At 43.7% G+C, this 14,353-nt stretch carries 12 protein-coding genes; 7 read left to right on the forward strand and 5 right to left on the reverse strand.

The window, feature by feature from the left end; all coding sequences use genetic code 11:
* Window positions 1-35 precede the first annotated feature (35 nt).
* Window positions 36-920 carry a LysR family transcriptional regulator gene (locus tag KI743_RS08605; protein ID WP_285465995.1) on the reverse strand — a complete coding sequence of 295 codons (885 nt, stop codon included), beginning with the start codon at window positions 918-920 and terminating at the stop codon, window positions 36-38.
* 132 nt (window positions 921-1,052) lie between these two features.
* Between KI743_RS08605 and KI743_RS08610 the strand changes: the two genes are divergently transcribed.
* A complete protein-coding gene (locus tag KI743_RS08610; RefSeq protein ID WP_285465996.1) occupies window positions 1,053-1,724 on the forward strand; it encodes a type 1 glutamine amidotransferase domain-containing protein in 672 nt (223 codons plus the stop codon).
* 389 nt (window positions 1,725-2,113) lie between these two features.
* Here the strand turns inward: KI743_RS08610 and KI743_RS08615 are convergent, their stop codons facing one another.
* Window positions 2,114-3,103 (reverse strand): AraC family transcriptional regulator, encoded by a 990-nt coding sequence (locus KI743_RS08615; RefSeq protein ID WP_285465998.1) that lies wholly within the window; start codon window positions 3,101-3,103, stop codon window positions 2,114-2,116.
* A gap of 121 nt (window positions 3,104-3,224) precedes the next feature.
* Here KI743_RS08615 and KI743_RS08620 point away from each other — a divergent pair, with 121 nt between their 5' ends.
* The 6 genes from KI743_RS08620 (at window position 3,225) to KI743_RS08645 (ending at window position 10,239) form a co-directional block, all read left to right on the forward strand.
* A complete protein-coding gene (locus KI743_RS08620; RefSeq protein WP_285466000.1) occupies window positions 3,225-4,817 on the forward strand; it encodes an alpha/beta hydrolase-fold protein in 1,593 nt (530 codons plus the stop codon).
* Between the two features lie 21 nt (window positions 4,818-4,838).
* Window positions 4,839-6,821 carry a TonB-dependent receptor domain-containing protein gene (locus KI743_RS08625; protein WP_285466001.1) on the forward strand — a complete coding sequence of 661 codons (1,983 nt, stop codon included), beginning with the start codon at window positions 4,839-4,841 and terminating at the stop codon, window positions 6,819-6,821.
* A 216-nt stretch (window positions 6,822-7,037) separates the two neighbouring features.
* Window positions 7,038-7,916 (forward strand): alpha/beta hydrolase, encoded by an 879-nt coding sequence (locus tag KI743_RS08630; RefSeq protein ID WP_285466002.1) that lies wholly within the window; start codon window positions 7,038-7,040, stop codon window positions 7,914-7,916.
* A 37-nt stretch (window positions 7,917-7,953) separates the two neighbouring features.
* Entirely contained in the window at window positions 7,954-8,781 is an 828-nt protein-coding gene (locus tag KI743_RS08635; protein ID WP_285466003.1) for an oxidoreductase, read from the forward strand.
* 39 nt (window positions 8,782-8,820) lie between these two features.
* Entirely contained in the window at window positions 8,821-9,312 is a 492-nt protein-coding gene (locus tag KI743_RS08640; protein WP_285466005.1) for an SRPBCC domain-containing protein, read from the forward strand.
* 15 nt (window positions 9,313-9,327) lie between these two features.
* Window positions 9,328-10,239: an AraC family transcriptional regulator gene (locus KI743_RS08645; RefSeq protein ID WP_285466006.1), complete on the forward strand. Its 912-nt coding sequence runs from the start codon at window positions 9,328-9,330 to the stop codon at window positions 10,237-10,239.
* Window positions 10,240-10,486: 247 nt separating this feature from the next.
* Here KI743_RS08645 and KI743_RS08650 read toward each other — a convergent pair whose 3' ends face one another.
* The 3 genes from KI743_RS08650 to KI743_RS08660 all read right to left on the reverse strand — a co-directional run bounded on the left by KI743_RS08650 (window position 10,487) and on the right by KI743_RS08660 (window position 14,086).
* Complete coding sequence (locus KI743_RS08650; RefSeq protein ID WP_285466007.1) at window positions 10,487-10,996, reverse strand: hypothetical protein; 510 nt, start codon at window positions 10,994-10,996, stop codon at window positions 10,487-10,489.
* 164 nt (window positions 10,997-11,160) lie between these two features.
* Window positions 11,161-12,351, reverse strand: a complete 1,191-nt coding sequence (locus KI743_RS08655; RefSeq protein WP_285466008.1) for a hypothetical protein — start codon at window positions 12,349-12,351, stop codon at window positions 11,161-11,163.
* A 181-nt stretch (window positions 12,352-12,532) separates the two neighbouring features.
* Complete coding sequence (locus KI743_RS08660; RefSeq protein WP_285466009.1) at window positions 12,533-14,086, reverse strand: methyl-accepting chemotaxis protein; 1,554 nt, start codon at window positions 14,084-14,086, stop codon at window positions 12,533-12,535.
* Between the last annotated feature and the right edge of the window lie 267 nt (window positions 14,087-14,353).

The raw sequence follows: 14,353 nt of genomic DNA on the forward strand, positions 1-14,353 counted from the left end.
ACAACTATTCTTACCAGTGCCCAAAAGCGTGCAATTTACTCCTGCCAGCCAGCAAAGTGTTTAAGTAAAAAATCGATAGCTAGCCTCGCTCTTAATGGTAAGAAATGTCGGTTTTGGTACACAATCCAGCTACTGTTGCCGCTGCCCCAATAGGGTTCAAGTATAGGCACTAAACGCCCAGAGGAAATTGCATCGTTAAAGCTGCTTTTGGGCAAATAGGCAACGCCCAACCCTTCAGTGCAGGCTTGCAGAACCGTGTGAGCATTATTGCTTTTCCATCGACCTTGTACCTTCACTCCATCCAACGTTTGTCCGTCTTTCTCGAACAGCCAAACGTCTTTGTTTGCAATGATGCAGCTGTGATGTTTAAGCTGATCCGGGTACGTTGGTAAGCCATGTTCGTCAATATAGCTCTGACTTGCAGCCGCTGCCATTGGACGGTCCACCAGCTTTCTTGCGATTAAACCCGAATCACTGAGCCTTCCATAACGAATCGCAAAATCAAAGCCGTCTTCAATAAAGTTGACCATGCTGGTGTTGAAGTTGATGTCTACCGTGAGATTTGGGTGTTGCTTAGCGAACGCCATCAAAGCGGGAGCGACGTGGTTTTCAGAAAATGCGCCGGCAGCACTGACTCTTAGTACGCCACTCAATTGAGTTTGCTGCGTCGTTAATGTCTCATTCGCTTGCTGAAGCCCAATCACTAGCTCCTTACACTGTTGATAATACGCCTGACCTGCATCGGTCAAACTCACCATTCTCGTTGAACGTGCTAATAAAGCGACACCTAACCGCTCTTCTAATCTCGTGACTTGGCGACTCACGTGACTGGTGCTGCATCCCAACTGTTTTGCCGCGGCAGAAAACCCTTTGCTCTCCGCAACCGTAACAAACTCGTTAATGCCTTCGAAACTATCCATAATCACCTGTGCTATAACTATCTTTGCTATTTAGCAATAATGTTTTGCCAATTAAACGTATTATCACTTATTTGATTAGCAATTAGTATGAAGGTGTTCAACAAATACACGCAATTTCACAAGGACATCATCATGAAGAAAGTACTGATTATTGTTACAAACCATGCAACGCTAGGTGAAACCGACCAAGCAAACGGAACTTACGCGCCAGAGCTGACTCATGCCCTGAGCGAATTATTGGATGCTGGCTTTGATTACGACATTGCTTCTATCAAAGGTGGTGTAGCTCCTCTATACGGAACAGACATCGAAGGCGATGCAGTAAACGCAAAAATCTTGGCGGACGATGATTTCCTAAACCGCGTGAACAACACCATTCCTGTATCGCAAATCAATGGAGATAGCTACGATGCGATCTTCTACCCAGGTGGCTTTGGTCTACTTTCAGATCTAGCAACCAACGAAGACTTCGCTAAGATCTCGGCTAAGCATTATGAAGATGGCGGTATTGTCGCAGCAGTTTGTCATGGTCCGGGTGCTCTACTACCAATCACGCTAAGCAATGGAGAGAAGCTGCTTGCATCTAAGTCGGTGACTGGTTTTACTCGCGAAGAAGAGATTGATTTTGGCACTATCAACGACATCCCATTCTTATTGGAAGAGTCTTTGGCTCGTGGCGCAGCGCGTTACTCGAAAGTACAGCCATGGCAAGAGCTTGTCATCGTCGATGACCGCGTCATCACAGGTCAAAACCCGACGAGCGCTCATGGCGTAGGTAAAGCTATCGTTGATCTTCTGAAGTAAAGATTAACTTCAAACCGAATAAAAAAGGAAAGCATGTTTCGTACTGCTTTCCTTTTTCTTTGTCTGGAGGCTTGTATCAATCAACCGAGGGCATCAGCATCGAATTACTGTGCCAGCCTGTTTGCATTGCTGACATTACTTTCCAAAGGCACACCAAAGTATGAACGAGAAGCTAGCGACAGCATAAAGAATGATAATGAACTCAGTGATAAAACGAAAAATCATGATGTTGTACAGGGCATAAATAAGTGCCTTTCAGAGTCTTCTAACTTGGGGAAGTTCCAGAATTTTTCATACCTAAGACATTCGCATTAAATTAGACAAAACTTCGACATAAAAGCGGACTGGCTTCAAACATTAATTACCATTGCATCAATGGAGATTCCAAATTAATCACGCCTATTCACCGAATCAGCAGGCGGATAACCGAAGGCTTTCTTGTAGGCATTGGTGAAATTCGAAGGGTGTCGATAACCGGCGTAGTAGGCTACCTCTGTTATCGACGCTAAGCCTTGTTCAAGGTGCTTACGAGCAACCTCTAAGCGTCGGCGGCGTATATAACTTTTAAGACTACAACCAATCACTTCTTTGAACTTCCGTCTAAGATTTGATTCGCTTGTGTGTGCATACTCCGCTAACGCCTTAACAGAAAGGTCGCTATCGAGATTATCTTCAATATGGTTGATAAGACCATCAATGGAGCTCTTGGTGTTATCAGTTGTGATCGTCGACGCTTCTAGCAAAACAGGTTTCACTGGACTGTCACTGTTTGTGAGCTGCTCAAACACTTCTAAAACCAAGCTTTGAGTTAGCGACTCCAACTTAATTTTCTTAAATGTTTCGTTTCCATTATGCAGTTCAATAATCTTATCGATGATTGCACGTAAGTTCTCATTGGAATAAAGATCAAAGTTAGCTAAGTGCTGTGTGATAAATTCTTCAACTCGACTGCCCGCCTCTACTCGCTCCTCAATCCAATCCTGCGGAATCAGTACTTTTAACTTAGCAACCTTATTCCCTTTCTGAACAGTACGCCTAAAAGTAGCAGGTTTTGCCAAGTTAACGACCAAGCCTTGGTAGCCATTTTTAGAGTCCATATTGAAATTCAAATCATCGTAACTGAAGTCAAGCTTACCGTCCGTTAGGATGATTAAAATCAGAGCCTTACGCGCTGTGGATATCACTTGATGATCTTTAAGCTCTGTAGTCGTTCCCCAATGCAGAGAGAAGCTTTCTTTAACCTTGCACGTATCCACATTCCCTTCTAGAAGTGGATCTGTCTCTGTGAATTGTTCAGACACCATTTGGTATTTCTCTTCAGTCTCAACCCAACGCACGAGAGCGCTTTTTCTAAAAGATGAAGATATTCGACTATTCATAAGTGCCTGCCAGTTTTCATAACAATCTAGTTACTTTGCATAACTCAAACTGCTGTTAGAGAGTGAAAAAGAAAATTACCATAAATGATAATTAATATCATTAACACCAATGGGATTTTTCATGAAATGGATTTTTCTCTTTTTTGCTCTTGTCACTCAGTTATCCAGTGCTCACGCAATGATCATTGACGCAAACAAAGCACAAAACATCAAGTTCGACACCCACACAGAACTGTCTTTGAAGGTCGACAAACCTGGCTATTACCGTGGCTATATTCGTAGCCAGGGGTATATGGACCAAGTGATCGCGTTTAACTCTTCTGGCGACCCAATCAAGAAACTACTTAACGACCACTCTCGTGAAACCGAGATATTTTGGTACGTCGACGAAGCAGACACCTATCAAATAGAGGTGACAGCGGACAGCAACAAGCCAATAAAGGTTGAGATGCAACTCAACCCGATGGCGCTGAAAAGCGATCAATACTTATCGCCAGATCTGCCAATGCTTAGCCCGACCCTGTCTAAAACCGCCAGTGACATCAAAGGTGGTGTAAAAGATGCTGAAAAAAAGTTTTGGCAAATCATTGAGTCACAGGGCGCGCCGCTCGTTGAATATCAAACGCTCAACAAAGCTATCGTTACCTTTTTATATAGGGGTGATGTCGACAATGTCCGTCTGTTAGGGGCTCCTTATGGCGGCCATGCTCAGATGAGCCAGATTAAAGGTAGTGACATTTGGTTTCACTCATTTGAAGTACCAGACACGACGCGCCTTTCATACCGAATTGCGCCCAATGTTCCGCAATTATTAAAAGACGTGAATCGAGAGCAGAGAAAAGCAGTACTGGCGACCGCAGCACCCGATCCACTGAATCTACAGCCAACTTTTGGAGCAGATACCGGTCTCTTTGGTTCTGCATCTACGTTGACGCTGAGTTACGCGTCGAGCGACCAGGTCGCAACCGAGCAAAAACAACCTAAAGGGCTGGTTAGCCACTTTTCTTACAGTGACTCGATGAGTGATGAAGAAAGAAAAATCAGTATCTATGAGCCGAACAAGGTTTACCCGCTAGATAAGGCTTCACCGTTACTGATTCTATTCGATGGCGACGCCTACCTAAATAAAGTACCGACACCAATTGTCATGGATAACTTGATTGCCGACAAAGCCATCCCACCAATGAGGGTCGTATTTGTTAACCCATCAAGACCAAGTTTGCGAGGGAAGGAACTCACACCCAATGAGACGTTCGCCAACATGTTGGCTAATGAGCTGATGCCATGGCTTTGTGAAACACAGTCTATATGCCCTACCGCAGAGAACACGGTGTTGTCTGGCTCGAGTTTTGGTGGCTTAGCATCGACTTATATTGCTTTGGAACACCCAGAACGTTTTGGCAAGGTGCTCAGTCAATCTGGCTCATTTTGGTGGAAACCACGAGGCGTCAAACAGCAATTGCCCAAACAACAGAGTTGGATGAGCGAGTTTGCCGCAACCAAGAACAAAATGGACATCCAATTCTATCTCAATGCAGGTGTATTTGAGACAGAGCCAAAAAACGCAAGTATCTATCAGACCAATAGAAACCTATTCGACACCTTAAAACAGAAAGGCTACCCGGTGACGTTTAAAAGCGTCGCAAGTGGTCATGACTACTATAGCTGGCGCGTGATGCTGGCAGATGGATTAACAACATTATTTAGTAAATAAGTACCAAGGATCCCCCAAGAAATGGAACAAATAAAAACAAAGAAACATCAATTAGCAGTGGCTATCGCTCTAGCAGGCTTCGTCTCATTACCTTCAGTAGCAAGTGAACCAACACAACACACAGAAACTATGGTAGTAACGGCGAACCAATATGAAACATCGATAAAGAATGCGCCAGCATCAATCTCGGTGATCACACGTGAAGATATCGATAAGCTGCCTGCGACCGACATTTCGACAGCGCTTGAGAGCGTGGCTGGTGTACACGTTGCCAAAACAACAGGTGCAGAGCCAAGAATCATTATCCGTGGTCTACAGAATCAAAACTCGTCTAACGGTAACTACACTCTGTTTTTGATCAACGGACGTCGAATCAGCTCTAGTGAAACCGTGATCCGTGGTGCTTCATTCGATCTATCCAGTATCCCAATGAGCGCTATTGAACAGATCGAAGTCGTAAGAGGACCAATGTCTTCGCTCTATGGTAGTGAGGCAATTGGGGGCGTGGTCAACGTAATCCTTAAACAAGCGTCAACAGAAACCAATGTTTCAGGCAGCCTGACTTACAGCATGCCCGCTGACAACAACGCCAATGCGCTATTGCCTAATGCTGGCGGGGAATTGAAGGCAGGTAATACATTTGTTAGCGGCTCAATCATTCCTGACGTACTGACTTACACTGCGACCGTAGACATCAGTGATCAAGAAGCGTGGTTCCCAGATAATGCTGGCGAGAACTTTTCTCCGCAGACAGAACAGAAAAGAAACGTGTTCAGAGGCTCTTTGAACTGGTTTATCACAGATAGAGACGACATCTACCTTGATGTGTCGTACTCAAAAGATGAACGTGTAGAGAACAGCTACTTCAGCAGCATGAACATGTTAGCAACCAGCTATTACGATGGAAAAAAACTCACCAGTACTTTAGGCCATGTGCGCAGTTGGGATTGGGGTGAATCGGATACCAGTTACTTCTATGAAACAGCACAAGTGAACGAAAACAACTTCCACCCATTGGTTGATGAAGCTGAACTGAACCAAGACAACCACACCGTAGATTCAAGATTTGTTGTCGACCACTTTGACAGTCAGATTTTATCTCTTGGTGCACAAGTTTCTTATACCAGCGTCGAGAACCAACGCGACTATTCGAGCTCTCGCTCAGTGACACAAAGTGCCGTCTATGTTCAAGATGAGTATTTCGTTACGGACGATTTCGCAGCAACATTAAGCGGCCGTCTCACGCACAACAACCAGTTTGGCAATGACTTCAGCCCGCGTGTTTACTTTGTTTACAACGGTATTGATAACGTCACCCTAAAAGGCGGTTACGGTGAAGGCTTTAAGTCACCAACACTGTTCCAATCGTCTGAAGACTTCTCTCTAGTCAGTTGTGGTGGCCGATGCACGCTGGTTGGTAACCCAGATCTTAAGCCACAAACATCGAAAACATACGAGTTATCTGCCATGTACTCTGGCGTCGATGGTTATGTGCAAGCTACAGGTTTCTTCAATGATGTTAAAAACCTGATTGACCGTGACTTAACGCCTTTCTTCAATGGAACATCGACCATCATTCAATACGAAAACGTCGATAAGGTTGAAACAAAAGGTGTTGAACTGGAAGGTAGCTATGAGTTCTCAACAAGCTGGTCGCTTACAGCCAATGCAACCTACACCGATGCCGTTAATAAAGTCGACGATGAAGACATCGCCTACACTCCAGAGTGGTTAGCAAACGCAAATCTGAACTGGCTGGCAACACGCGACTTATCCTTCTTTACTGGCCTTAACTACACCGGCAAGCAAAAAGATGGTAGCGACAATAACCTCGACGCCTACACGGTTGTATCATTAGGCGGTGCATACGCGCTCAACGAGAACTTCACGTTCCGAGCTGGTGTCACCAACGTGACGGATGAACGTTTAGACCAATCAACACAAGCCTACGAAGAGACAGAAATGGGCCGCACATACTACGTGAAGGTCGATTTCGACTTCTAGTACTCCCCACTCTGATTATGTCTTGCAATAGCTGACTTTAGAACGAGAACCCTGCTACTGAGCAGGGTTCTTTTTATCCTCGTAGTCAAAATCAAACGTAACAATTCAAATCAAATTGAAGATGTATACATGCTTCTAGGATATGTATACGTCAGCTCAAAACATGCTCGATATACTGGCTCTCATTCAAAAGCACTTTGATACGGAGAGATGGTCATGATTACAAAATACCTTGCAGATATGATGACGAAAGGTGGTCAATCACCAGTATTTGAAACACCAGAGCAGTATGGTTTGAATTACCAAGACGTAACGTTCAAAGCTGAAGATGGTGTAACCCTATCGGGATGGCTGATAGAGGGCTCGTCAGACAAAGTCATCATCCAATCACACTTCGGAGTTCAGTGCAGCCGTGCAGGTTTCACTCCTGAAGGTAAAGGACTTATCAAACTCTACAAGCAGAACATCTCTTTTTTACGTCAAGCAAAACACCTCGTTGAGCAGGGTTACAGCGTTCTAATGTATGACCTACGTAATCATGGCAATAGCGCACATGGTTCAAGCCCATATATTGCTTGGGGGTGCGAGGAAGCAAAAGACGTTGTGGCAGCAGTCAACTTTATTTCAACTCACCCTCAATACAAGGACAGCCAGATTGGTTTACTCAGTATCTGTATGGGAACCAGTTCTACCGCCTTTGCTTATGGGCTAGAAAACGGCTTACAACACTACCCAAACATCAAAGCGCTTATCTCCGTTCAGCCGCTGCGCTATGTCGACTACATGAGTGCGATGGGAGTGCCTAACTTCTTAACCAATCGCGTGAATCAATACAACATGAAACGTGGTGGAGCAGACCTTGCGGGATCTTTCTTCAAGTATGTTTCAAACATTCAGGTGCCCACTCTGGTAATCCAAAACAAGAATGATCCATGGACCAAATTAGAAAAAGTGAATGAGTACTATCAATTACTTGGCGGTGAAAAAGAATTATTAATGCTTGATTTAGATAAAAATCGAGCAGCCGCTTACGACTGGTTGGGACAATCACCACAGCGACTAAGTACTTTCTTCAATAAACACATGTCAGCCTAGAACGAACAAATTTTTAAAGACTAACGTGAGAGCGACTATGAAAAAGGCAAAAGTTATTTTCATTACCGGTGCATCCTCTGGAATGGGTAAAGACACGGCAATGGACCTCATCAAGCAAGGTAACATCGTATATTGTGCAGCTCGCCGTGTTGATGAAATGGGCGACCTTGAACGAGCTGGTGGTTATGTTCTTCAATTGGATATCTCAAAAGAGGAAGATATCACGCGCTGTGTAAACCAAATCATCGCAGAGCAAGGTTGCATTGATGTTCTATGGAACAACGCTGGTTATGGGCTGTACGGCTCGGTAGAAGAAACTAGCCTTGATGACGCGAGATATCAGTTTGAAGTCAACGTGTTTGGACTTGCTCGTCTCACACAATTAGTCACGCCTTACATGCGGGAGGCGAAATCAGGCACCATCATCAATACTTCTTCTATTGGCGGTAAGATTTATGCACCGATGGGGGCTTGGTATCACGCAAGTAAACACGCTATTGAGGGCTTCAGTGACTGTTTGAGACTAGAACTGGAACCAAAAGGTATCAATGTTGTGGTGTTAGAGCCTGGAGCCATTAAAACAGAATTCCCTGAGGTCATGTCAAAACAAGTATTAGGCAACTCTGGCCATGGCCCTTATCAAGACTTGGCAAAACGAGTGGCGAACTTGAGCCTTAAAGAGTCAGGTAAAGATGGTGCGGGCTCTCCTACTTCGGTGATCTCTAAAGTGGTACAAGAGATCCTAAACAACCCTAAACCAAAGACACGTTACGCAGCGGGTAAATTTTCGACTACAACACTGTTAATGAGACGTTTTCTAAGCGATAGAACGTTCGACCGAATTATCGATTTTATGGTGCGATAACTTTAGCTCGTAAAACTTACATAACAATGGAGACTTGCCATGCCTATTTTTAGTTCTCACGCTCTACTTGCTGCAAGTATGTCAGCAAGCGCGATGCTTGGTGCAAAATCAGTTCATACCGAGATTATTATCCCTAGCGAACCAGAAAATGTGTGGCAGGTACTCACTGATATTGAGCGCTATCAAGAGTGGAACCCCGCAATTACTCTGGTCAGTGGTAAGCTTGAAGTTGGTAATAAAGTGACTTATTACTTTCAAGAGACAGAATCTAAAGGCGCGAATATATCTTCTGAAGTGATTGAGATAACACCTTCTACGCATCTCAACCATAAGGGCGGGATTTGGGGTGTGATCACTTTTGATCAGCACTACCATCTTGAATCTCACGAACTGGGCACAAAATTTACTATTCATGAGGACTACACTGGTGTATACGTCAATTTTTGGGACGAATCACACACTCGATCACAGTATCAAAAGATGGCTGATGCATTGAAGGTTCGCGTACTAGATTTATACCCAAGTGAGTAAATCGCCAGGTTAGTTATGTCAAATATCGTTCACATAAAAACCATTACGCAGGTACACAAAGCGCTTGATTTACCTGCGCCTGCACATCCACTAATTTCATTGATCCAAATTGATGAAAGAGTAACGAATTACGACTACGGTGATGCTACTTATGTTTATGACTTTTATCAGATTTCGCTCAAGTCAGGCATTAGCGGTAAAATCACTTATGGTCGAAATCACTACGACTACGATCAAGGTAGCATGGTATTTTCGAAGCCAGGCCAAGCACATAACTATAGCGCGACCGAAGGAACTGAAGATGAGCAAGGCTGGGCGTTACTGTTTCATCCAGATTTGATTCGTCGCTCCGGCTTAGCAAGTCAAATGGAGAGCTACTCTTTCTTTTCTTACGACACCAATGAAGCACTGCACGTCTCAGAGCGAGAAAAGAACATATTGAGTGACTTAGTCCGCCAAGTTGAAGAAGAATACAGCCAGAACATTGATAAGCATACTCAACGTTTGATTGTTTCTAACATTGAACTCATTCTTAACTATTGTACTCGTTATTATGAACGCCAATTCCTTGTTCGCCAAAACCATAATCTTGATTTAATGGAAAAAGTTGACGGCATCTTAAGAGAATATTTTGAATCTAAGAAAGTGCTTGAAAACGGGCTACCAACAGTCAAATACCTCAGTGAGGCTATGTGTATGTCGAGCAGTTATCTCAGCGACATGATGAAAAATGCTACGGGTCGCAACGCGCAACAGTACATTCAAGATCATCTCATTGAACGAATCAAGAACGCTTTATTGAGCTCAAATGAGCAAATCAGCCAAATTGCTTATGGTCTAGGCTTTGAGTACCCACAACACCTTTCGAAGCTATTTAAAGCGAAGACAGGGATGACTCCGAATGAATATCGAAAATCGATAAACTAGTCCGTCAAATCCATTTTTGTTTGCTTTAGATATTGGTCCACCACGTCTGACCATAGATAGTAGTACTTGTAGAAGATGTCATGCCCCGATGCTCCGCTACCGAGTTGGTAGAATTTGAAATCGATATTGCCACCAGCGCGCAGTTTGTGATCGGTGCTGATTATTACAACACCGGAACGTAGATATTGGATATGTTAGTGAGTTAAGTTATTCAGTAGCATTACGCTTTATCTATTAATTGAAGACGTTAATCTTCAGAAATCTGCAGACAGATCGCCTCAAGCGTCACGAACAGCACAGACTCAGATGGCTTACTTACAACAAGTTGCCAACTCACCTCATCAGCTTGTTGCGATTTTATCATCAATTTACCACTGCTTTTGGCCCTATTCAGCTGTTCTAAACTTCCTTGCCAAGAGAAAGACACATTCCCTGACAACACAGCGTAACTTGGAGGGCAATTCGCAGTTATCACATGCGAGTTGATTCCGTCCCCTAGTGTTTCCGTGAGTTTGGGAGTTAACTCAATATCAATTCCTTTGTTAGAAACTTTTTTTAAATCAACCCCTCGCTCGTCAAAAAATGTAAGGGCACTATCAACTTGAGCGCTGCCAACAACGAGAGGAGCCGCTGGATCATACTGCTTGATATGTTCTTCGACCCACTCTTTAACTTGCGTGCGACTACTCGGTTGCGAGGTAGAAGCGCATGATGTAAGTACGAGAGTAAAGCATAAAGCGACTATTCGAATAAGCATGGTATTCCTTTGCAATAGTAAGTCCTATATCACTCCCGAAACCAAAGAATTTACCACAACTAAAGGGAGTAACTTGTTTAGCCTTATGCTACCACTTGAACTATTTTAATACTGCAGTTCCTCTGCATCATTGTGTACAGTTTTGTAGCTCAAGTGTTCAATTGTCATAACTCCCACAGCTCATCAGAAAACTGAATTTTTTCGATGTTAATTAATACGTTCATCCCGTCACGATCGGTAAGCATGTCATTCAATTGAATCTTTCCTTCTCCTAAATCGTGGATGTGGTACTCACTTCGTGCACCGTGAACAATAACCGTATTCATTCCAGTATTGCCCGTCAAACGGTTGTCATGACCATTGAGTTCTATATTTGTATCCTTGCTTCCGGTCAGGGTCAGCTTGGTGAGATATTGAGAGTGATGTGTATATGGCACAGTAGCGTCATAGCGCATTTTGAAAGTACCGGTGAAGGTATCTGCAATGTACGCGTCATAGGTTAATGTTGGCGAGAAAATCTGTTCGGTTATGTAGAGGGCGTTAGGATCTTCTGTGGAGAAATCACTTCGAGTCTTAACACTGTACAAGCCCCACATGCCTTTTCCACTGTATGCACCCCAAAGGCCATAGTAGCTATCGATGATCGCAGCAAAGTACTCTTGGTCCACACTGACTTCTTGCTGCCACTCTTTCAGCGTATCTTCAGGTGGCGTGTAAGCTTGATTTAACGCTTGTTTCTGAATGGTATTAAATTCTCGTTGGAACTCTGGCAGTGCTGTTACCCCTCCCTCTGGAGCATTGAGCACACCAATACCATAGTCATGCACGAGATGGAGAATCTCTTCATAGGAGGCATCTCGATGATCTTCATAATCTTGTCGAACATACCAATCGCCGCCTTCGACCTGAATTTCCTCTTCGAATAGTGGCTGTCCATCGAGATCATCATTATATCTGGGCTCATCGTGATAGTTCATCAACTTCAAAATAGCCCCGTTATTCGCCATCGCATTAGCAATATCACGCTTAGAATCCTTATCGCCATATTTGGTCCCTGCAACTGGGGTTAGATAATGATTCAATACATTCACTGCTTTGACGATCTGATACTCACTCAGTCGGTCCATGATTAAGATATGAATCGACTTACCATTCGGGGCTTTCACTGAAACGTATCGGTTGTAGCCTGCTTTAGAATAGTCGGAGAATTGCGATGGAACGGCCTCAATCGATATGCCGTGAACTTGGGATGCAAGACCAATAGTTGGCTGGGATGTTGACTTACTTTGACTCGAACTGTTGCAGCCGGAAAGTAAAACCGCCGTGGTCACGGCGGCTAACGGTAGAATTTTCATGCGACACCTCATTACGCTCAACGAAGTATCAATGTACGAGAAAAGACCGAACCTATAAGTGATGGCAATAGCTATAAGACATTCCCATACAAACTCTTACAACAGTCTCCCTCCTACAACAATCCTCTCTTAGAGTACCTTTCACTTAGGCCAAGCACTCAGTACATAATGGTACGTAGCTCTACACTTTAAACTTATCAATAGCGAGCGTTAGGTCAGTCGCTTGGCTCGCGACTACCGTTGCAGATTGAGCATTTTCAGAAACCGCACCAACGTTCACGCACGTTAAGTCTCGAATCGTATTCACGTTACGCGCGATCTCTTCAGATACACTGCTCTGTTGTTCCACAGCCAATGCGATCTGTGTGCTGCTATCCAAGATGTGTTTCATCTCTTCCATAATCGCTTTAATATGACTCAGTGCCTGCTCAGACATGTGAACACTGTCAGCACCTTTATGGCTACAAGACTGGATTGTCGATACCACGGTTTGGGTTTGTTGTTGTACCGCAGTGATGATCTCAGAAATCTCTGCCGTCGAGCGTTGTGTTTTGCCAGCCAGTGTTCTCACTTCATCGGCAACAACCGCAAAACCACGCCCCTGCTCTCCAGCTCTCGCCGCTTCTATCGCTGCATTCAACGCCAGTAAGTTCGTTTGCTCGGCTATCTCTCCAATAACATTCAATACAGAACTAATTTGGTCTGACAGCGCAACCAGATGATTCACTTCATCACTCGCACTCGATAAATCGCTAGATAGTTCAGTAATTGTATCGCGTGTTTCAACAATTTCATTAAAGCCCAATTGCGCATTGTCATAGCTTCGTTGAGTGTTATCAGCCGCACTCTCCGTAGTGTTCGCAACCTCTTTAATTGACTCACCCATTTCAGTGACAGCAGCAGCAACACCATCGGTTTCCAGTTGCTGACGATTCAATGCATTTTCTGTATCAACACTGCTCTGTTGCAGTTGAGTCGATGCAGCGCCAAGTTCACTCACACTTCCTTGAACGCGTGAGATAAGTCCTTGGACGCTCTCTAGAAGGATGTTTAGCTGACCCGCCATTTCTGAGATCTCATCATTACGATCAGTGTTAGCTTTCATGGTTAGATCGTGAGTATTCGCAATTGTCAGCATCATTTGGCTTAGCTGGCGAATGTTACCTTGAATGTTTTGAATCAAGATGTAGGAACCAAAGATGAGCATACCTGTGACCAACAGAACAGATAACATAATAAAGCGCTCAATACTTTTCTGTTCTTGCGCTAACTCGGTATTTAGAGTCGATTCGATACCATGGAAGATCGTGAAGATTTCGGTAATTAAGGTTTTCATCTCTGAGTGCATTTCTTCGACAACGCTTAAATCGGTGTCACGATTGGCCACCGTAGTCTCAACGTCTTTGCGATAAAGCGTGATCTTTTGACGCAACGATGAAAGCTCAGAAACGTTAATACCTAACTCATCTAAGTCGTTCGTCAGTAATCCAGATAGCATTTGAAAGTCTGAATACTCACTTTTGAATGCATCTAATTTTGAGGTCGCAAATGAATCAGACAGATCTCGTTGAATCCGATCCATTTGTAAAAGAGACACTTCCATCTCTTTCACTTCAATTAAAGTCTTCTCTAATTTTAGAAGTTTTAGGTTAGCCAATTCGGTAATGGTAACAATGGCAATCAAGGCGAGTATAGAAAGGCCAGTTAAGCCAAACAGCTTTGTTTTTATAGTCATGTTGTGTCTCAAGGTCGCAAGCGTTCAATAACTACTTATTATTTATAAGGATTTTGGACGCTTTGTAACATTTTGTTACCGCAATGTCACCTATGCATTCACATGAACACAAAATTTATATTAATTCATTAATATAGCGAATGGCATTCACCGTCATTGAGCGAACAATAAACCGTCTTATTCGAGCATTGATTTAGTATTTAACGCAGACAAATGTCCCACCAATCGCGCAATTTTCTACAAAACAAAACTCAATTTTCTTCAATA

It is taken from the genome of Vibrio sp. D420a, assembly GCF_030248625.1.
GTDB classification, from domain to species: Bacteria; Pseudomonadota; Gammaproteobacteria; order Enterobacterales; family Vibrionaceae; genus Vibrio; species Vibrio fortis_A.

Coding starts and splice junctions, on each gene's coding strand:
- KI743_RS08605 (WP_285465995.1), bottom strand. CDS start 920: ATGGATAGTTTCGAAGGCATTAACGAGTTTGTTACGGTTGCGGAGAGC.
- KI743_RS08610 (WP_285465996.1), top strand. CDS start 1,053: ATGAAGAAAGTACTGATTATTGTTACAAACCATGCAACGCTAGGTGAA.
- KI743_RS08615 (WP_285465998.1), bottom strand. CDS start 3,103: ATGAATAGTCGAATATCTTCATCTTTTAGAAAAAGCGCTCTCGTGCGT.
- KI743_RS08620 (WP_285466000.1), top strand. CDS start 3,225: ATGAAATGGATTTTTCTCTTTTTTGCTCTTGTCACTCAGTTATCCAGT.
- KI743_RS08625 (WP_285466001.1), top strand. CDS start 4,839: ATGGAACAAATAAAAACAAAGAAACATCAATTAGCAGTGGCTATCGCT.
- KI743_RS08630 (WP_285466002.1), top strand. CDS start 7,038: ATGATTACAAAATACCTTGCAGATATGATGACGAAAGGTGGTCAATCA.
- KI743_RS08635 (WP_285466003.1), top strand. CDS start 7,954: ATGAAAAAGGCAAAAGTTATTTTCATTACCGGTGCATCCTCTGGAATG.
- KI743_RS08640 (WP_285466005.1), top strand. CDS start 8,821: ATGCCTATTTTTAGTTCTCACGCTCTACTTGCTGCAAGTATGTCAGCA.
- KI743_RS08645 (WP_285466006.1), top strand. CDS start 9,328: ATGTCAAATATCGTTCACATAAAAACCATTACGCAGGTACACAAAGCG.
- KI743_RS08650 (WP_285466007.1), bottom strand. CDS start 10,996: ATGCTTATTCGAATAGTCGCTTTATGCTTTACTCTCGTACTTACATCA.
- KI743_RS08655 (WP_285466008.1), bottom strand. CDS start 12,351: ATGAAAATTCTACCGTTAGCCGCCGTGACCACGGCGGTTTTACTTTCC.
- KI743_RS08660 (WP_285466009.1), bottom strand. CDS start 14,086: ATGACTATAAAAACAAAGCTGTTTGGCTTAACTGGCCTTTCTATACTC.